The following is a 19667-nucleotide window of genomic DNA, read 5'->3' as shown; positions in this document are numbered from 1 at the left end:
ATGTTACACCCTGAAAAAGGATTAACATAAAGTTTGCAAGGTACAGCAAGTTAGTACTTTTTAATCAGAACGACTAAAAGAAAGAAGAAAAGCTATATTCTCTTTTAAATGAAAATATAGCTGATGACTGTGATTACAAGAGTAATGAGTAATAAGGCAATTTTAATCATAACAGTTCGTTTTTTGATTGATGTTTTTTTCTGACTGATGATATTATTTACAATTCTGTATAATCTTCCGCAAAACTGAATCGGCAATTTCCAATTCTTTAGCGTCGATTCCTTTTAATGCATTACTTCGGTTCTGTAAGACGATTTCCTGCACTTTTTTTATAATTTCCTCTCCGGATTTGGTAACGTGAAGCATGAACTTTCGACGATCTTCCGGGTTGATTTCTTTTTCCAGATATTTAGCTTTTATCAGTAAATCAATAATTCGGGTCACTGACGCGTTGTCTTTAAATACCAAAGCACTCAATTCGTGTTGGGTAATGGTCGGGTTTTCTAAAATGCATTTGATGACCAACCATTGATCAATTGTTATTTTAAAACCGTGTTCGCGTAATTTCTTCTGAGCATACATCCGATACAAGCGAATACTGTGGTCGATGTTATAAAAAATGATGTTGTTTAATTTTTCCACGAACGATTTCTTTAGTCAAATGTAGTAATGATTTTGAAATAATTGACATATCAAGTAAAGTTTAGTAAAAAATTAACAGCTTTCGGATCAAGACGTTAGAAAGCTGTTAAATTATTATAGAATGTCTTCACAACGGAACACTTCTTTGAGGCGTACTCCTTTCTCGGTTTGTTCGACTGTAACGATTTGGTTATGGGCATCGTGTTCCAACCAGAGGTAATAATTGTTATCCGCGGCGGCAGTAAGGAATTTTGTTTTCTCCGGCATGGTAAGTAAGGGACGGGTGTCATACCCCATCACATACGGAATTGGGATATGTCCGGCTGTGGCCAGTAAATCGGCACAAAAAACGATTGTTTTTCCGTTATAGTTGATATGGGGCAACATTTGTTTTTCCGTATGTCCATCGGCAAAGAAAATTCCGAAACCTAATTCCGAAGTTTCCAGAAAATCACCTGTTGGCCGGTTAATGAATTTCAGTTGTCCGCTTTCCTGCATCGGCAAAATATTTTCACTCAGAAACGACGCTTTTTCTCTTGGATTTGGTTTAGTGGCCCATTCCCAGTGGCTGTCGTTACTCCAAAAATTAGCGTTTTTAAAAGCCACTTCATAGCCGGTACGGTCATTATTCCAGATGACGCTGCCCCCGCAATGGTCGAAATGCAGGTGCGTCATGAACACATCGGTCACATCGTCGCGGTGAAAGCCGTGTTTTGCAAGCGATTTGTCCAGCGAATGCTCGCCCCAAAGCGAATAATACCCGAAAAACTTCTCGGATTGTTTGTCGCCCATGCCGGTGTCGATTAAAATCAGACGCTTGCCGTCTTCAATCAGCATGCAGCGTGCGGCGATATCGATGAGGTTGTTTTCGTCGGCCGGATTGGTCTTGTTCCAGATGGTTTTCGGCACCACTCCAAACATGGCGCCACCGTCCAATTTGAAATTCCCGGCTTCTATAGGGTATATTTTCATGATTTTTGCTTAAAAATTGCGTCTGCAAATTAAGAATTCTTAAGCGAATTCGCAATCTAATCCCCTTGATAAGAAAAGACTATAGCTGAATAAGTTATAAAAATGTTAGCGGTTAGGTAATAAGGGTTTTATGTAATATCTTTGCACTAAATTAGAATTAATCTGTTTTAACGTTATGATTAAAGTTTCAGAAAGCGCAAAGAAAAGAATCGCACTGTTGATGGAGGATGACGGTTTTAACACGGTTACCGATTACGTTCGTGTGGGCGTAAAAAGTGGTGGGTGTTCCGGCTTGTCGTATGATTTAAAGTTTGATAAAAACTTAGGAGATGATGATAAAGTGTTCGAGGACAACGATATAAAAATTGCCGTAGACAAGAAAAGTTTCTTCTATTTGGTGGGAACGACTTTAGAATATTCTGGAGGCTTGAACGGAAAAGGATTTGTGTTCAACAATCCGAATGCACAAAGAACCTGCGGATGCGGCGAGAGTTTTTCGCTATAAACATTGAATAAAATACCATGTCAAAATACACAGAAGACGACTTAAAGGTCGAACTCGAGAATAAAGAATACGAATACGGTTTTTACACCGACATCGAATCGGAGACGTTTCCCATTGGATTGAATGAGGACATTGTCCGTGCGATTTCCAAAAAGAAAAACGAACCCGAATGGATGACCGAGTGGCGTTTGGAAGCTTTTCGCGCTTGGGAAGAAATGACCGAGCCGCATTGGGCGAACGTACACTATGAAAAACCTGATTTTCAGGCCATTTCCTATTATTCGGCACCTAAGAAAGTAGATCCGAACAAAACCTTGGACGATGTCGATCCGGAACTTTTGGCGATGTACAAAAAGCTAGGGATTTCGCTGGATGAACAGAAAAAAATGAACAATATCGCTATGGATATTGTGGTCGATTCCGTTTCTGTGGCGACTACCTTCAAAAAAACTTTAGCTGAGAAGGGTATTATTTTCTGCCCGATTTCCGAAGCGATTCAAGAGCATCCGGAATTGGTTCAGAAATATATCGGTTCGGTGGTACCGCAACGGGATAATTTCTACGCGGCCTTGAATTCGGCGGTGTTCTCTGACGGGTCGTTCTGTTATATCCCGAAAGGGGTGAAATGCCCAATGGAACTTTCAACGTATTTCCGTATCAATCAAGCCGGAACCGGTCAGTTCGAGCGTACTTTGGTCATTGCCGACGAAGGTAGTTATGTATCCTACTTAGAAGGTTGTACCGCACCAAGCCGTGACGAAAACCAATTGCACGCGGCCGTGGTAGAGCTTATCGCTTTAGACGATGCTGAAATCAAATATTCGACCGTACAAAACTGGTATCCGGGTAATAAAGAAGGAAAAGGCGGGGTGTTCAACTTCGTGACCAAAAGAGGGTTGTGCGAGAAAAACGCAAAAATCTCCTGGACCCAAGTAGAGACCGGTTCAGCCGTAACTTGGAAATATCCGTCTTGTGTACTGAAAGGCGACAATTCAATCGGGGAATTTTACTCGATTGCAGTAACCAACAATTTCCAACAGGCCGATACCGGAACCAAAATGGTGCATTTAGGAAAAAACACTAAATCGACTATTATTTCCAAAGGGATTTCTGCCGGAAAATCGCAAAACAGCTACCGCGGTCTGGTTCAGATTTCATCCCGAGCTGAAAACGCGCGTAACTTCTCGCAATGTGACTCCTTACTGATGGGGAACAATTGTGGGGCGCACACCTTTCCGTATATCGAATCTAAAAACACAACGGCAAAGATTGAGCACGAGGCGACTACGTCTAAAATTGGAGAAGATCAGGTGTTCTATTGCAACCAGCGTGGAATTCCTACCGAGAAAGCCATTGCGTTGATCGTAAACGGATTCAGTAAAGACGTATTGAACAAGTTGCCGATGGAATTCGCGGTGGAAGCTCAGAAATTGTTGGAGATTTCCTTAGAAGGTTCGGTAGGATAATGGCAACTCAGGTACTGATTGTTGGCTCGTCCCGCAAAAACGGGAATACGACGGCGATAGCACAGGAAATCGCCAAGCAGTATGGGGTTGATATCATCAATTTGAGCGATTATCAGTTTTCCTATTACGATTACGAAAGTCAAAATATAAACGATGATTTTCTTCCACTGATGAAGAAAATTATCGAAAAATACGATACGCTGCTTTTCGCCACCCCGATTTATTGGTACAGCATGAGCGGCATTATGAAAGTGTTTTTTGATCGGTTTTCCGATTTGATCCGCATTGAAAAGGATTGGGGACGAAAACTTAGAGGAAAAAACATGGCGGTGCTTTCAAATTCACACGATTTTGAACACGAACTGGACTATAACTTTTATCTTCCGTTTGAGAAATCCGCCGATTATTTGGGTATGACCTATTTGGGGAGCAAGCATTTTAACGCCGATGTTCCCGAAGAATTAGAAAATATTGAATTAGTTTTTTTACAAAAATAAAGACGAATGTTAAAGATTAGCAACCTACACGCAAGTGTTGAAGACAAGGAAATATTAAGAGGGATCAACCTTGAAGTAAAAGCGGGCGAAGTACACGCGATCATGGGACCGAACGGTGCCGGAAAATCGACGTTATCTTCCATCATCGCCGGAAATGAAACCTATGAAGTAACCGACGGGGAAATCATACTAGACGGCGAAGACATTTCCGAATTGGCTCCGGAAGAAAGAGCGCACAAAGGCGTTTTCTTATCGTTCCAGTATCCGGTGGAAATCCCGGGGGTTTCGGTAACGAACTTCATGAAAACCGCCATTAACGAAAGCCGTAAAGCCAGAGGCGAGGCAGAGATGCCGGCCAATGAAATGCTGAAACTGATCCGCGAGAAATCCGAATTATTGGAAATCGACCGTAAATTCTTGTCGCGTTCGTTAAACGAAGGCTTTTCCGGAGGAGAAAAGAAACGTAACGAAATCTTCCAAATGGCGATGCTAAACCCGAAATTGGCGATCTTGGACGAAACGGATTCCGGTTTGGATATCGACGCACTTCGTATCGTGGCAAATGGGGTGAACAAGCTGAAAAATCAGGACAACGCTGTAGTAGTAATTACACACTACCAACGTCTGTTAGACTATATCGTTCCGGATTTTGTACACGTTTTGATGGATGGAAAAATCATCAAATCGGGCGGTGCGGATTTGGCATTGGAGTTAGAAGAAAAAGGATACGATTGGTTGAAATAATGATGTTCAGTAAACAGTCGCAGTCGTAGTATTTCGGTACTGTAAACTGTAAACTGTACACTGTAAACTTGCAAAAATGGATTTAAAAGAAAAATTACTATCATCGTTCATGGCTTTCGAAGAGAAAGTGGATGTGGCTACCCAGTTGCACGACCTTCGCACCGAGGCCTTAAAGAATTTTGAAGCCAAAGGGTTCCCGACCAAAAAAGAGGAAGCCTGGAAATATACTTCGCTGAATGCCGTTTTAAAAAACGATTTCAGCATCTTCCCGAAAAAGGAAAACAATATCGATATCAAAGACGTGAAGAAATACTTTCTGAACGATTTGGACACTTACAAAGTGATCTTCATCGACGGGATTTTCAGTACGTTTTTATCCTCGACCACCCACGACGGCTTGGACGTTTGTTTGATGTCTTCGGCATTGACCAAACCGAAATACAAAATGATCATCGACACCTATTTCAATCAGGTGGCCAGCAAAGAAGAAAGTTTGACGTCGCTGAATACCGCTTTCGCGTATGAAGGAGCGTACATCAACATCCCGAAAAGCAAAGTGGTGGAAAAACCGATTGAGATCATTTATTTCTCTACCGGGAAAGAAGATGCGCTAATGGTACAGCCGAGAAACTTGGTGATTGTTGGTGAAAATGCGCACGTGCAAATCGTGGAGCGCCATCAGAGCTTGAACGAGAATCCGGTGCTTACTAATTCCGTTACGGAAATTTTCGCTCAGAAACGTGCTATTGTGGATTATTACAAAGTACAAAACGACGAACAGACCGCGAACCTGATCGACAATACCTATATCTCTCAAAAACAGGAGAGTATCGTTTCGGTGCATACGTTTTCTTTCGGAGGAAACCTTACTAGAAACAACCTGAACTTCTACCATCACGGGGAACGAATCGATTCGACCTTAAAAGGAATAACGATTATCGGCGACAAACAACATGTCGATCATTATACCTTAGTGAACCACGAACAACCGAACTGCGAGAGCCACCAGAACTACAAAACGATCTTGGACGGGCAATCCACCGGCGTGTTCAACGGGAAAATATATGTAGAAAAAGAAGCGCAGAAAACCGACGCCTTCCAGCAGAACAACAACATTTTGTTGAGCGATAAAGCAACCATCAACGCCAAACCGCAATTGGAAATTTTCGCTGACGACGTGAAATGTTCGCACGGATGTACCATCGGGCAATTGGACGAAAACGCGATGTTCTACATGCAACAGCGCGGGATCCCGAAGAAAGAGGCAAAAGCGCTCCTTATGTACGCGTTTACCAGCGAAGTGACCTCCAGTATCAAAATACCGGAATTAAAGGCTAAAATCGCGAAAATCATCGCTACGAAGCTTAATGTGAACATGGGTTTTGACTTATAAGATTATATTTCGATTCAAATTAAAATAAAAACCGCTGTAAAAGCGGTTTTTATTTTTTTATAAACAGTATGTTTTGCACCGTACCTTCACTGGAAAGCAGAAAGCTTTTGATGTTTTGGTTTTCATCCCTAATAAAATGGTATAAGGTGCGCCGGTTATTTCCGAATTCGTCTTTTTGAACGGGTGTTACCGGTTGGTTTTCATTGTTTTTATAGGAGAGGAAGAGCTGGTTGCCGTTTTTCGAAAAATGATAAGTAACATCCAATTCTTCCGAATGGTAATCGCCAACAAATTCCTGAATTTGTATTGTTTCAGGCTGGACAAAGACCGCACGTTTAAAATAAAAAGGCGTTCCGCCAAAGCGGATGATTAAATCGTGGTCTTGTGTTTGGTTGAAATCGTACTTCACGCTTTCGTTAGCGATTCGGTGAAATTTTTCTTTTTCATAACCCTTTAACGCAATTGCTTTTTTGGCTTGGCTGCCTTTGGCTTTTAGGGTGTCGTTTTCCATCAGGATTTCCATTTTCATATCGCTGTTGATTTCCTTGTATTGGCCAACGAATTGTTTGAATTGTCTTGGGTTCGATTTAATGACGACCGTTTTTTTTGTTTCGGATTTTGTGTTTTTAGCAGGTAAGAGCAAATTCAGGATTTCATAAGAAAGCGGCGTTGGGTTTATCGATTCCAGATTCGTCAGGATGATGATGCCCAGTTGCTTTTCAGGCAAGGTAATCAACTGCGATTGCCCGCCCCAACCGTAGCCACTGTGGCTGATGGTTTTATAACCGTTGTAGTTGTCTGTCATAACACCACGGGCATAGTTTGCTTTTTCGTTGGGGTTGCTGTTGTCGCAAGTCGTAAGAAATTCGGTCAGTTTTTTAAATTGCAGATTAGTGCCGTTCAAAACCGAGAGCCATTTGGCCATATCTGTTATAGTAGAGGCCATGCTTCCCGCACCATAGCTTTTTTGAATTCTTGGATTTTGAAGGAATTCATTTCCCTTTTGCTGATATCCCACCGCTTTGTTCCTGATAAGGGACTGATTCTCCAACCGTATTTGCGTATGGTTCATTCCCAGCGGGTCAAACAATTCTGTTTTGGCATATTCCTGTAAATTTTTCTGGGCAATCCGTTCTATAATAAGCGCCAACAAGGTATACGACGTATTGCCGTACACCGTTTTGGTTCCCGGAACATGGTTAAGTTTCTTCTGTTTGCAAGCGAGTTCCAACACCGTTTCGTTGTCGTAATATTCCAAATCATAATCAAAACCTTTTAAAGCCATTAAAGTGTGATAGTTGCTCAAGCCGCTGGAGTGGTTCAACAGGTGTTTGATTTTGATACTTTGTTTACGTTCTGGGAGTTCGGGCAAGTGCTTCCGGATGTCGTCTTCAAGGGAAATTTTGCCATCGCGAACCAAAGTCCAAAGGCAGGCGGCGGTGAATTGTTTGGCAATCGAAGCCAGGCTGAAAGCTGTTGAATCAGAATTTTTGATGTTATATTCCAAGGAAGCGCACCCAATTCCTTTGGAGTAGATCAGCTTGTTGTTTTGTACAATGCCGATGCTCAGTCCAGGCGAATTGGGCTTTTCGTACCGCATTAGCAACTCGTCAATTTTTTGACAGGAATTTTTTTGCGAAGTGCAAACCCAGGATAACAGAAAACAGTTGACCCAAAGAAGAAGCCGTTTCATTTGAGTGCCGTTTGGTATTTATGGTAAAAGAACATTGGGATCACGCCAAAATTCAACAATAGAAAACCGGCAAAAACGATCATGCCCCTAAAAGGCCAATGCAGGAATTCGAACATGGCGCCAATTCCTAAAACAAAAGTGGTCAGAAAACCAACCAGATAGAAGGATTTTTTCATAAGTTTATTTGTTTAGCAGTAGTATTTTTCGTGTTTTGAGTTTGTAGTGTTCGTAGATGATCATCGGAATCGTTATCAGGATTAGTTGTGAAAAGCCGATCAGGATCAATACCCCCGAAAGCGGCCATTTATAGATAAAAAACACAAACCCAATGAGCAGTACTACGGCATTGATAGCACAACACAGGTGGGTATTTCGTTTTCTTCGGATAAAGCTGTGAATCAGGGCTTTTTCGTTTTTATCGCGTTGAATCAATTGCAGCGCAGCATATCCGCCCAAGTTGTTTATGGCTTCCTGATAGGCGGTTTCAAAATCACTCGAATTCGATTTTTCCAGATGGGTACAGATATGGTCCATCAGATCTTCCCTGAATGCTTCATCGGTAATTCCATAGAAAGCCAGATTGGTCTCGATATATTCGTAATGCAAGTCGGTTACTATCATTATCAGAGCGGGTTTGGGTTAAAGATCAGTGTCAGGGTGTTGATAAAATCATTCAGTTCGGCGCTTAACTCCTGAATATATTTTTGTCCCGTGCCCGTGATTTTATAGTACTTTCTTACTCGCTTTCCTATAAAAACCTTTTCGGTTTCCAGGATACCTTCCGCTTCCAATTTGTGTAAAATCGGATACAAGGCCCCTTCGGAAATATCTATTTTCCCGGAAGTGAGCTCTTTTACTTTCTGAGTGATTTCATAGCCGTACATCTTATCGTTTTCACTGATAAGTTTTAAGATGATTGGCAATAACGTTCCTTTGGTTAATTCTTTGCTATACATAGTACAAATATACATTTTATTTAAATGTATTTATATAAATGTTGTTTTTTTTGAATATTGTGTTTGCTTAGATTTTTTTGTGAGGAAGCCGAAGTGTGGATTTATTTGCGATTCTTCTTATATTTGGTAGATATCAAATTCGGTTTATGCAACACTATTCTGAAAAAAACATCCAGGAACTCCTCGAAAAAGGCTTCCTAACCCAAGCTCAACATCAGGAAATCAAGGCATATAAAAGCCTTAATATCTTTTCTTTAAACACGGAATTGTTGTCCTTGCTTTACCTTTCGGTCTTGCTCTTTACTACCGGGGTGGGAACTTTGGTGTATAAAAACATAGACAGCATCGGTCATCTGGCGATCCTGGCAGTGAATTTTGTACTGATGGCTGTGTGCTTTTATTTCAGTTTTAAAAAGGCGAAAGGATTTTCGAAAACGGAAGTGGTTTTTGAGCAACCAATGTATGATTATCTAGTGTTGACCGGCAGTTTGCTGGCGACCATTTTTATTGGGTATCTCCAGTTTCAGTACAGTATTTTAGGGAAAGATTTCAGTCTGGTTTCCTTATTTTCGGCGATATTGTGTTTTGTTGTTTCGTACTATTTTGATAACCGTACGGTACTGTCCATGGCTGTTACGTCATTGATCGCTTTTGCAGGCATCACTTTAACGCCACAGACGGTTTTCGAAAACGACATCTATTCCAACCCGAACCTAGTGTATTTTGGAATTATGATTGGTGTCTTATTGATTGTCTGGACGTTGTACAGTTTGAAAGAAAATCTGAAAGCCCATTTTTATTTTGTCTATTACACGTTTGCCCAACATCTTTTGGGTATTTGTACGATTGCGGGTTTAATTGAGGACTATTGGTATGGTTTTCTTCCGGTTTTGGTTGGCAGCACCTGGTTTTTTTACAACAGAGGGCATAAACATAATGCTACGTCGCTGTTTGTGTTTTCGTTGCTGTACGGGTATATTGGGTTTAATATTTTCGTTATCCGGGTTTTGGACAGTTTACAAATCTTCGACTTTATTGAACCACTCATCTACCTTTCCCCGATTTATGTAGTGTTTTCCATAGTGCTGTTCATCCGAGCGGTGCGTAACTTTAACAAAGCGAAACATGTTGGCATATCATAAAGAAACCTTAGAAAATGAAGCGTTAGTCGCTCAGGCTAAAGAACTGTATCGGATGAAATTCATTCCGAAAACACAACTGCAGGACATCACGTCACGATTGACACTGTTTCATTCCAGTAGCAATTTACTGATTCGGATCGGTTTCTTCCTTTTGGGCTGTTTACTGTTGTCCGCGGTGGCGGGTTTTCTGGCGCTGTTTTTCGGAACTTTATTGGACGGTGATTTTGAAGTCTTACTCTTTGTTTATGGTGTAATTGGCATCATCGGAGCGGAATTTCTAGCGCGGATAGGGTATTACCAGCATGGTTTAGACGACGCTTTCATTCTCTCGATTCCTTTCTTTTTTGGTATGGCCATCGGGAGTACCACGGATTCTACTTCCCTAGTTTTTCTGACGATGCTGCTTTTAGGTACTGCCTGTTGCCTGCGTTATGTGCATACCTTATCAGTATTGGTCGGTGCAATTGGCTTGGTCGGTTTGGTTTTTGATCTGATTGTGAACCATGCGCTTATCGATAAATTATTCCTGCCTTTCGTCGGCTTTTTCCTGGCTTGCGGCTTGTACTTCATCAGCCTGAAATTTGATAAAAAGAAGCAATACTACTTGTATTCCAATGCGATTTGGGTGGTGAAAGGATTTGCGTTGTTGTTGGCCTATTTTTCGGTCAATTACATGGTGGTCCGGGAACTTTCGGAAGATTTGATGCATATTGTGGTAACCCCTGAAAACGATATTCCGCTAGCCTTTTTGTTTTACGGATTAACGTTTGTCATTCCGTTGTTGTATATCGGTTATGCCCTGAAAACCAAAGACCGATTGATGTTGTTATTGGGGCTGTTTGTTTTAGGCTATTCCTTCTTCACGATTCGCTATTATTACCAGGTGATGCCTCTGGAAATTGCCTTGATTTTTGGTGGAATCCTACTTTTCGGGATTAGTTATTGGGCCATCCGAAAATGGAAAGACAAAGAAACAGGCATAACCTTCCAACCCGACCGAAGTGCCGATAGCAGTTTTATCCTAAACGCTCAAGCCTTAATTGTCACGTCTCAAATTCAAACGAAAACGATATCCGCAACCGAAGACAAAATGCCTTTTGGCGGCGGTGGTTTTAGTGGCGGTGGTGCCGGGGGTAATTATTAATATTTGAACAAGTATAACAGTCAAATGTTTTCACGAGCAAATGTCGTGATCGCTGCTCAATTCGTTTTTCTGGAAAGGATATATTGGTACATTTCGGTTATTTATATAGGCCAGAAAAGTTGGTTGTCTTTATTTGTAAACCGGTTTGGTGATTTTCAACTTTTCCTGATAAATATTTCATGCAAACACATATTTGTAATTTATCATTTTGTCATATGTTTTATTAAATTTCTTGACTTCCTCTCCCAATGAAGATTGTTATTTTTTGTCACTCAAAGCCATTTTTTTTCGATAAATGACTTTTTTGTGTTAATTTTCTGTGTAGCAAGGGAATTTCTTAACTAGCACATTTTCAGAAAAATAACATTTTGAAGACAAAGAATTATAAAAAAATAAAAAAAAGTTATATATTTTAATTTTTATGACAAATTAATAATTATTCGACACAAATGCTGGTTTTTTTGTTAGAACAAGCGGCCATATTTACGAACTCCTCAAAATAGGGTTATTTTTATCGCCTAACTTTTTTTAAACCAAACCAAAATTATCTATGAAGAAAATTACTTTTCTAATTTTCATGTCGCTGATATCTTTTCTGGGTCATGCCCAGTTTCCGGAATACTTTGATTCGGGGATGCCATCGACATGGGCCATCATGGACAATGGGGTGGGAACAGCACAAAGCTGGACTACCACTACCTTATACAGTCCACATCCCAGCGGAACGTCAGCAGCGTTTATAGACAGGGGAGGTATAGGCCAAGGAAACACTTCTGAGGACTGGCTGGTAACACCGCAATACGCAGTGGCACCCGCAGCACAGTTGCGTTTTATGACCAAAATGGTGCTTTCCGGTGATAACGGGACACTTTATCAAGTACGTATTTCAACGACTTCACAAACGAATCAGTCCAGTTTTACTGTTTTACAGCAGTGGACCGAATCGGAACTCGAAATTGCGATGGCTTCCGGTGGTTCAACGGCCTTTAACGTTTATGGCGAAATGGTATTGAACTTGAATGCTTATGCAGGACAACAGGTTTATGTAGCCTTTGTAAGGGTGCACACGCAAACCGGAACAACAACTTCCGGAGACCGTTGGTTATTGGACAATGTAAATATTGCACAACAATGTTTAGACCCGGTAACGTTAACGGCGACAAATATTACGGCAACACAGGCTCAATTAGGATGGACAAGTCCGGGACCCGCTACTTCATGGGAAATTGACTATGCGGCGAGCCCTGCGACACCAGACGGGACGTCGGATGTTACTGCAGCGACAAATCCTTATACACTTACAGGACTTACTTCCGGAACACAGTACTCTTACTATGTAAGATCAGTTTGTGCCGCCGGTGTACGAAGCAATTGGGTAGGACCTTTTACCTTCCTTACCACTCCTTTAGGACAAAACTGTGCCGGACCGATTGTGGTGGGCGCATTACCATATACACATACCAGCAACACCGGATTATACGGTGACGTGGTAGACGGAAGCCCGGGCGCTTCTTGTGGAATTACCGGAAACTATTTGAACGGTAATGATGTTTTTTATGCTTTTACACCTTCTTTTACAGGAGTGGTTGATATTTCTATGACCCCAACCGGTAACAATACTGGCGTTTTTGTATATGGAAGTTGTACCGATGTTGGGTCCATCTGTTTGGCAGGTGTGGCAAATACAGGCGGTGGCGTGAGAAACATACCTTTCTTCTCGGTTACTGCCGGAACGACATATTATCTTGTTATTTCGTCATCAGGGGCACCACAAACCTTCCCGTATACGTTAACCATACAACAGGTAGGATGTCCTCCGCCCAACAATTTAGGAGCTTCTGGAATTTCACAAACCGGAGCAACTTTAACCTGGGGTAACCCAGCCAGTGCTACAGCATGGGAGTATGTATTCCAGACGGCTGGTACTGGACTGCCAACGGGAGCGGGTACGCCGGTAGCTACGACTTCGGTAACAGTTAACAGTTTAACCGCAAATACCAACTATGAATTTTATGTACGCGTTGATTGTGGAGGAGGAACTTTCAGTGCTTGGGCTGGCCCATTCACTTTCAGAACCTTGTGTACTGCTTTCCCGGTTTCTTTCACGGAAGGCTTTAACAGCACGTCAACTACTCAGGCTTGTTGGACGGTATTAAACGTAAATGCCGATGCTAATGCATGGAACATGGATTACGCAACCAACCCATTTGAAGGGAATCAGGTAGCAAGTATCGTGTCCAGTTCGGTAGCGAATAACGACTGGTTAATTTCACCGCAGATTACTCTTACCGGAAACCAGCGTTTGAAATTCAGATATAGAGTGGAGACAAATACATCACCATGTACTTTCGAAGTAAGATTGTCCACTAACGGGCCGTCTCCTTCGGATTTAACTACGGTATTGGTGGCTCCGACGTCTTATAGTAATACAACCTATATTGAACGCATTGTCAATTTGTCGGCTTATAACGGAAACGTGAATATTGGCTGGTATGTGGCACCGGGAACCAATGGTTCAAGAATCTATATCGATCAGGTGATTGTAGAAGATTTGCCGGCTTGTCCGGAACCGACTGCTTTGACGGTTTCTGGAGTTACTGCAACTTCCGCAACGGTTCAATGGATTCCAGGGAATACCGAAACAACATGGCAGGTATTGGTTCAGCCGACTGGTTTGCCGGCACCGACCTTACCAACAGATGGGGTAACCGTAACGACTACTCCAACATACAACGCAACACCACTTAACAGCTCGACTACATACGATGTATACGTATTGGCAAATTGTGGTGGAAGCGGTTCAAGTATTTGGATTGGACCTGTGACATTCAGAACACCACAGGTTGCGGCAGCACTTCCTTTCTCAGATACTTTTGAAGGAAATTTCGATTGGGATGCCATTAATGGAACCCAGACTAATAAATGGTATGCCGGAACTGCTGTAAGCAACGGAGGAACCCGTTCCATGTATATTTCCAACAATAACGGAGTTGCAAATGCATATACGGTTACGGCAGCTTCTGTGGTACAATCGTATAGGGACATTGTAATCCCGGCGGGTGCTAACCAGATTAATGTAGCTTTCGACTGGAGAACAGTAGGGGAATCCACCTTTGATTATTTCAGAGTTTGGATTGTGCCGACTAGTTTCGTGCCAACTGCGGGTACTCAAATTACTGCAGCAGCAGACAGAATCAACATCAGCGGTAATATTAATCAAAATGCAGCATGGACAAGAAGAAACATCGTGGTTAACTCCACTGCATTTGCGGGTCAGACCGTTAGACTTGTTTTTGAATGGAGAAACGATACCACTGCAGGTACACAACCACCGGCAGCTATTGACAATGTAAACGTTACAGTTATTACTTGTCCGGCTCCTATCACACTGACTGTTACGGCTGTAACACAATCAACGGCAACACTTCAATGGGTAGCCGGAGCTTCTGAAACACAATGGGAAGTGGTGGTGCAACCGGTAGGATCGGGGCAGCCAACCGGATCAAGTACGATCATTCCGGTAGGAACGAATCCGTTTACGGTGACGGGATTAAATCCTTCTACAAATTATGAGTACTATGTTAGAGCCGTTTGTGGTGCTTCAGATGTTAGTACTTGGTCAGGACCGGTAACATTTACTACCACTCAAATTCCTGTGACTATGCCTTATGCAGAGACTTTTGAAGGGACATCAGGTTGGTCAACGGTGAATGGAACTCAGACGAATAAATGGTTTGAAGGTACTGCTGTTAACAATGGAGGGACGCGTGCCATGTACGTTTCCAATGACAATGGTGTAACAAATACTTATACCCTTACATCAACTTCTGTAGTTCAGACCTATAGAGATGTTCAGATTCCTGCAGGTGTTAATCAGGTAAATGTTGGCTTTGATTGGCGTGCACAAGGAGAATCTACTTTTGATTATCTGAGAGTATGGCTAGTGCCAACTTCATATGTTCCAACGCCAGGAGCACAAATAACAGCAGCAGCTGACAGAATTAATCTTAGTGGAAACATCAACCAACAAGCAACATGGATAAGAAGAAATCTAGTGGTGAATGCTGCTGCATTTGCCGGACTGACAGGTAGATTTGTTTTTGAATGGAGAAATGATGGAATTGCCGGAACACAACCTCCAGCTGCCATAGATAATATTAATATTACGGTTATTACATGTCCGGCTCCTACCAATCCAATTGTAGTGAGTGTGACACAATCTACTGCAACGGTACAATGGACAGCAGGAGCTTCTGAAACACAATGGGAAGTGGTGGTACAACCGGTAGGATCGGGGCAGCCAACCGGATCAAGTACGATCATTCCGGTAGGAACGAATCCGTTTATCATTACTGGTTTAAACCCATCAACGAACTATGAATACTATGTTAGAGCTGTTTGTACTTCTGCCACAGATGTAAGCACATGGACAGGTCCTAGAACCTTTACTACTTCCCAGATTCCTGCCACTATACCTTATAATGAAGGTTTTGAAGGCACATCAGGTTGGACAACAGTAAATGGAACTGCTGTGAACAAGTGGTTTGAAGGAACTGCGGCGAATAATGGTGGTACGCGTGCCTTGTATATCAGTAACGATAACGGGACAACTAATGCTTATACAATAACGTCTACATCCATTGTTCATACTTATAGAGATATTGCCATACCAGCAGCATGTGCGGGTACCTTGAATATTTCCTTCGACTGGCGTTCAATGGGTCAGGCAGCGGCAGATTATGTAAACGTTTGGGTGGTGCCACCAACATTTAACCCGACTGCGGGAACCGGAATTACTGCAGCAGCAAGTGGTGGAACACAATTGTCGAACCAATTAAATGCCGGTGCTGCTTTTACAACCCAAACTTATTCGTTTAACGCTGCTTCTTATACTGGCGGGGTTATGCGTGTGATAGTGGAATGGAGAAACAATGCTTTTACCGGAACTCAACCACCGGCCGCCATTGATAACTTTAAAGTAGAACTTCCAACGTGTCCTAGACCATACAATTTAGCGGTTGTAGGAACACCTGGAATAACCGATACAACTGTAACATGGACACCTGGTTGTTCAGAAACAGCTTGGGAAATTATTGTATTGCCAACGGGCTCACCGGCACCTACGGGAGCCACTACAGGTACACCGGTGGCAACACCGCCACCATATACCATTACTGGTTTACAGGCATCTACGACCTATGATTTCTATGTGCGGGCAATATGTACTGCCGGTTCAGAAGTTAGTGTATGGTCGGCTCCTAGAACCTTTACGACTTTTATCGGAAATGATGAATGTGCTACACCGTATACTGTTCCGGTTAACACCAACGATCAGTGTACTCAAGTAAGAGCCGGAATGTTTAACGGATCAACCGTTTCAACAGTGGGCGGAACAGCTTGTGGTAGCGCAAATTCAGGAGATATCTGGTTCCAATTTACAGCTACAAATACCGCACACACGGTAGAGTTTATCAATTTTGTGGGAACACCACATCCTATTATGTTGACGTTTTACTCAGGTAGTTGTGGTAGTTTGACTCAAATGGCTTGTAGTTTTAACAACTCCGCTACAGTTTCCGGATTGCAGATTGGTACTACTTACATAATACGAGCATCAATCAATACGGTTACAACAGACACCAACGTAAGATTTGATGTGTGTGTTAAAGTACCAACGGCTCCTGCCAGCGGAACCAGTGCAGACTGTTTGATCAATACGGTGAACTCAAGTTTTGAATCTCCGGACATTACGGGAACTTTTCCAAACCTTTCTACAAATGACAATACCATGTTAGGATGGAGAACAACTGCTACGGATCATATTATTGAAATTTGGCCGGCACCGAATTATGAAAACCATACGGCGCATAGCGGTAATCAGTTTATCGAATTGAATGCGAATCAGGTTTCTGCGGTGTATCAGGATTATGCAACACCATTAAGTACTGTGTTCACGTACAGATATGCACACAAAGGAAGACAAGGTACTGACGTTATTGCGCTTTTAGCAGGGCCTCCTGGTGGACCTTATGTGGAAATTGACAGAAGAAGTACCGGCAACGGAGTGAATGCATGGAGTTATCCTGCTGCGCGTTCGTATACGGTTCCTGCTGGTCAGATGGTTACCCGTTTTATCTTCCAGTCCATATCGAGTGTTGGAGGTGCCACTATTGGAAACTTCTTAGACAGTATTGAATTCAAGGCAGATAACAGTATTATTTCTGCATCTCCTTTAAGTTTAGATTGTTCAACCAATGTATCTAATGTTGTAGCTGCCGGTTTAGGAACTTGGTCAGCTCATAATGACAACCCGGCTGTAACTGTTATTGGGGATCCTAATGAAAATGCAACGACCATTAGCGGCTTTACATTACCAGGTATTTACCGATATGATTGGACAACCTTGTATTGTACCAGTACAATTGAGATTACTTATACCGATAACGGAAACAGATTACCTCAATTTACCCAGGTTGCACCGGTTTGTGCAGGAGCTACTTTAGCGGCTTTGCCAACAACTTCAGCTGAGGGTATTACAGGGACTTGGTCTCCAGTGTTGGATAACACGACTACGACTACGTATACGTTTACTCCAAATTCGGGTCAGTGTGCCATTACAACGACCATGACTATCACGATTACGCCGAATACAACACCAACATTTGCGGCGGTAGCCCCAATTTGCGCAGGTGCAACGGTAACAGCATTGCCGACAACTTCTAATGAAGGCGTTACAGGAACCTGGTCACCAGCGTTGGATAACATGACTACAACTACGTATACGTTTACTCCAGATGCAGGACCATGTGCTGTTTCAACAACGATGACTATTACGGTTACACCGAATGCAACACCAACATTTGCGGCAGTAGCCCCAATTTGTTCCGGAAGTACGTTGGCAGCATTGCCGACAACTTCGAATGAAGGCGTTACAGGAACCTGGTCCCCAGCGTTGGATAACACGACCACGACTACGTATACGTTTACCCCGGATGCGGGTCAGTGTGCAGTTCCAAGCACCATGACTATTACCGTTACACCGAATACGACTCCAACGTTTGCGACCGTTGCACCAATTTGTCCTGGAGGTACGTTGGCTGCTTTACCAACAACTTCGAATGAAGGCGTTACAGGAACCTGGTCCCCAGCATTGGATAACACGACTACGACTACGTATACGTTTACTCCAGATGCGGGTCAGTGTGCGGTTTCAAGTACGATGACTATTACCGTTACACCGAATACGACTCCAACGTTTGCGGCAGTTGCCCCGATTTGTTCCGGAGATTCGTTATCAGCATTACCGGCTACTTCGAATGAAGGCGTTACAGGAACCTGGTACCCAGCCTTGGATAATACAACTACGACTACGTATACGTTTACTCCAGATGCAGGTCAGTGTGCGGTTCCAAGTACTATAACTATTACTGTAACACCTGGTACGACTCCAACGTTTGCGGCAGTTGCCCCGATTTGTTCTGGAGATTCGTTATCGGCATTACCGACAACATCTAACGAGGGTATTACAGGAACTTGGTCCCCAGCTTTGGATAATATGACTACGACTACGTATACATTTACACCGAATGCAGGTCTGTGTGCGGTTTCAACAACCATGACCATTACTGTAACACCTGGTACGACTCCAACGTTTGCGGCAGTTGCCCCGATTTGTTCCGGAGATTCGTTATCGGCATTACCGACAACATCTAACGAGGGTATCACAGGAACATGGTCTCCAGCCTTGGACAATACGACTACAACTACGTATACGTTTACACCAACTGCAGGACAATGTGCAACTGTAACATCAATGACCATTACGGTTAATCCAGTTGTGGTTCCTACATTTGCACCAGTTGAACCTATTTGTTCGGGTGCACCATTAGTAGAATTACCTACTGCATCAATTGAAGGCGTTACAGGTACTTGGTCTCCGGCTTTGAACAACACAGCCACAACGACCTATACCTTTACCCCGGATGCAGGACAATGTGCGCCAACAGCTTCGATGACTATTACGGTTAATGCGAACTGCAACATCCCTAAAGGTATTTCACCAAACAACGACGGCTTGAATGACAGTTGGGATCTTGAGGGCTTAGGCGTTCGTAAGGTGAACATTTTCAACCGCTACGGAGCTACAGTTTACGAGCACGGATCGGGTTATACGAACCAGTGGTACGGTCAGTCTAAAGGTGGCGATGAGTTACCGGACGGTACGTATTACTACGTGATCGAAGCGGGCGACGGATCTACTAAATCGGGTTGGGTATACATCAACAGAGAGCAATAAATAAGGAAAAGTCACTGCTTCTTTTAAAAGGGAGCAGTGTACTTTTTACAAATAAAACAATACAAGTAATGAAGAAACTATATTTAGGTGTTTTTTTAGGATTGCTGAGTTTAACGGAGGGCTATGCTCAACAGGATCCTCATTATACACAGTATATGTACAACATGAGTGTTATGAACCCGGCGTATGCGGGCTCTAAGGAGAGTTTATCTTTAGG

General features: G+C 42.7%; 15 protein-coding genes. 9 read left to right on the top strand and 6 right to left on the bottom strand.

Going from position 1 to position 19667, the window contains the following annotated elements:
* Positions 1 to 213 precede the first annotated feature (213 nt).
* Together ABGT15_RS09220 and ABGT15_RS09215 are read right to left on the bottom strand one after the other, a co-directional pair.
* Positions 214 to 642, bottom strand: coding sequence for a MarR family winged helix-turn-helix transcriptional regulator (locus ABGT15_RS09220; protein ID WP_367231128.1), 429 nt, complete (start codon positions 640 to 642; stop codon positions 214 to 216).
* Between the two features lie 114 nt (positions 643 to 756).
* Positions 757 to 1614: an MBL fold metallo-hydrolase gene (locus ABGT15_RS09215; protein WP_367231127.1), complete on the bottom strand. Its 858-nt coding sequence runs from the start codon at positions 1612 to 1614 to the stop codon at positions 757 to 759.
* 175 nt (positions 1615 to 1789) lie between these two features.
* Here ABGT15_RS09215 and ABGT15_RS09210 point away from each other — a divergent pair, with 175 nt between their 5' ends.
* The 5 genes from ABGT15_RS09210 (at position 1790) to sufD (ending at position 6219) form a co-directional block, all read left to right on the top strand.
* Positions 1790 to 2119 carry a HesB/IscA family protein gene (locus ABGT15_RS09210; RefSeq protein ID WP_367231126.1) on the top strand — a complete coding sequence of 110 codons (330 nt, stop codon included), beginning with the start codon at positions 1790 to 1792 and terminating at the stop codon, positions 2117 to 2119.
* 17 nt (positions 2120 to 2136) lie between these two features.
* Entirely contained in the window at positions 2137 to 3585 is a 1449-nt protein-coding gene (gene sufB, locus ABGT15_RS09205) for a Fe-S cluster assembly protein SufB (protein ID WP_367231125.1), read from the top strand.
* Entirely contained in the window at positions 3585 to 4082 is a 498-nt protein-coding gene (locus ABGT15_RS09200) for a flavodoxin family protein (RefSeq protein ID WP_367231124.1), read from the top strand. The genes sufB and ABGT15_RS09200 overlap by 1 nt, the downstream gene beginning before the upstream one ends.
* Positions 4083 to 4088: 6 nt before the next feature.
* Positions 4089 to 4826 (top strand): Fe-S cluster assembly ATPase SufC, encoded by a 738-nt coding sequence (gene sufC, locus ABGT15_RS09195; protein WP_367231123.1) that lies wholly within the window; start codon positions 4089 to 4091, stop codon positions 4824 to 4826.
* A 76-nt stretch (positions 4827 to 4902) separates the two neighbouring features.
* On the top strand, positions 4903 to 6219 hold the full coding sequence (gene sufD, locus ABGT15_RS09190; RefSeq protein WP_367231122.1) for a Fe-S cluster assembly protein SufD: 1317 nt from the start codon (positions 4903 to 4905) through the stop codon (positions 6217 to 6219).
* A gap of 49 nt (positions 6220 to 6268) precedes the next feature.
* On the opposite strand, the gene ABGT15_RS09185 is transcribed toward sufD, so the two are convergent.
* The 4 genes from ABGT15_RS09185 to ABGT15_RS09170 form a co-directional block, all read right to left on the bottom strand.
* The gene (locus ABGT15_RS09185) at positions 6269 to 7819 is read right to left on the bottom strand and encodes a serine hydrolase domain-containing protein (protein WP_367231121.1); all 1551 of its coding nucleotides are present in this window, start codon (positions 7817 to 7819) and stop codon (positions 6269 to 6271) included.
* A gap of 89 nt (positions 7820 to 7908) precedes the next feature.
* Positions 7909 to 8088 (bottom strand): hypothetical protein, encoded by a 180-nt coding sequence (locus ABGT15_RS09180; RefSeq protein ID WP_367231120.1) that lies wholly within the window; start codon positions 8086 to 8088, stop codon positions 7909 to 7911.
* A gap of 4 nt (positions 8089 to 8092) precedes the next feature.
* Positions 8093 to 8533, bottom strand: coding sequence for a hypothetical protein (locus ABGT15_RS09175; RefSeq protein ID WP_367231119.1), 441 nt, complete (start codon positions 8531 to 8533; stop codon positions 8093 to 8095).
* A gap of 2 nt (positions 8534 to 8535) precedes the next feature.
* On the bottom strand, positions 8536 to 8868 hold the full coding sequence (locus ABGT15_RS09170; RefSeq protein ID WP_367231118.1) for a PadR family transcriptional regulator: 333 nt from the start codon (positions 8866 to 8868) through the stop codon (positions 8536 to 8538).
* A gap of 146 nt (positions 8869 to 9014) precedes the next feature.
* Between ABGT15_RS09170 and ABGT15_RS09165 the strand changes: the two genes are divergently transcribed.
* The 4 genes from ABGT15_RS09165 to ABGT15_RS09150 all read left to right on the top strand — a co-directional run.
* Complete coding sequence (locus ABGT15_RS09165; RefSeq protein WP_367231117.1) at positions 9015 to 10010, top strand: DUF2157 domain-containing protein; 996 nt, start codon at positions 9015 to 9017, stop codon at positions 10008 to 10010.
* The gene (locus tag ABGT15_RS09160) at positions 9994 to 11154 is read left to right on the top strand and encodes a hypothetical protein (protein WP_367231116.1); all 1161 of its coding nucleotides are present in this window, start codon (positions 9994 to 9996) and stop codon (positions 11152 to 11154) included. Before ABGT15_RS09165 ends, ABGT15_RS09160 begins: the two co-directional genes overlap by 17 nt.
* A 550-nt stretch (positions 11155 to 11704) precedes the next feature.
* On the top strand, positions 11705 to 19450 hold the full coding sequence (locus ABGT15_RS09155; RefSeq protein ID WP_367231115.1) for a choice-of-anchor J domain-containing protein: 7746 nt from the start codon (positions 11705 to 11707) through the stop codon (positions 19448 to 19450).
* 68 nt (positions 19451 to 19518) lie between these two features.
* Positions 19519 to 19667 (top strand): type IX secretion system membrane protein PorP/SprF (locus ABGT15_RS09150; protein WP_367231629.1); only part of this gene is annotated, 149 nt, incomplete at its 3' end.

It is taken from the genome of Flavobacterium enshiense (genome assembly GCF_040750275.1).
Lineage (GTDB): Bacteria > Bacteroidota > Bacteroidia > Flavobacteriales > Flavobacteriaceae > Flavobacterium > Flavobacterium enshiense_B.
This window is presented reverse-complemented; position numbering and strand designations above follow the sequence as displayed.

Bases quoted from the DNA above. Each gene is read 5' to 3' on its own strand.
- ABGT15_RS09170 (WP_367231118.1), bottom strand. From the start codon at position 8,868: ATGTATAGCAAAGAATTAACCAAAGGAACGTTATTGCCAATCATCTTA.
- sufC (WP_367231123.1), top strand. From the start codon at position 4,089: ATGTTAAAGATTAGCAACCTACACGCAAGTGTTGAAGACAAGGAAATA.
- ABGT15_RS09165 (WP_367231117.1), top strand. From the start codon at position 9,015: ATGCAACACTATTCTGAAAAAAACATCCAGGAACTCCTCGAAAAAGGC.
- ABGT15_RS09180 (WP_367231120.1), bottom strand. From the start codon at position 8,088: ATGAAAAAATCCTTCTATCTGGTTGGTTTTCTGACCACTTTTGTTTTA.
- ABGT15_RS09215 (WP_367231127.1), bottom strand. From the start codon at position 1,614: ATGAAAATATACCCTATAGAAGCCGGGAATTTCAAATTGGACGGTGGC.
- ABGT15_RS09175 (WP_367231119.1), bottom strand. From the start codon at position 8,533: ATGATAGTAACCGACTTGCATTACGAATATATCGAGACCAATCTGGCT.
- ABGT15_RS09200 (WP_367231124.1), top strand. From the start codon at position 3,585: ATGGCAACTCAGGTACTGATTGTTGGCTCGTCCCGCAAAAACGGGAAT.
- sufD (WP_367231122.1), top strand. From the start codon at position 4,903: ATGGATTTAAAAGAAAAATTACTATCATCGTTCATGGCTTTCGAAGAG.
- ABGT15_RS09155 (WP_367231115.1), top strand. From the start codon at position 11,705: ATGAAGAAAATTACTTTTCTAATTTTCATGTCGCTGATATCTTTTCTG.
- sufB (WP_367231125.1), top strand. From the start codon at position 2,137: ATGTCAAAATACACAGAAGACGACTTAAAGGTCGAACTCGAGAATAAA.
- ABGT15_RS09185 (WP_367231121.1), bottom strand. From the start codon at position 7,819: ATGCGGTACGAAAAGCCCAATTCGCCTGGACTGAGCATCGGCATTGTA.
- ABGT15_RS09160 (WP_367231116.1), top strand. From the start codon at position 9,994: ATGTTGGCATATCATAAAGAAACCTTAGAAAATGAAGCGTTAGTCGCT.
- ABGT15_RS09210 (WP_367231126.1), top strand. From the start codon at position 1,790: ATGATTAAAGTTTCAGAAAGCGCAAAGAAAAGAATCGCACTGTTGATG.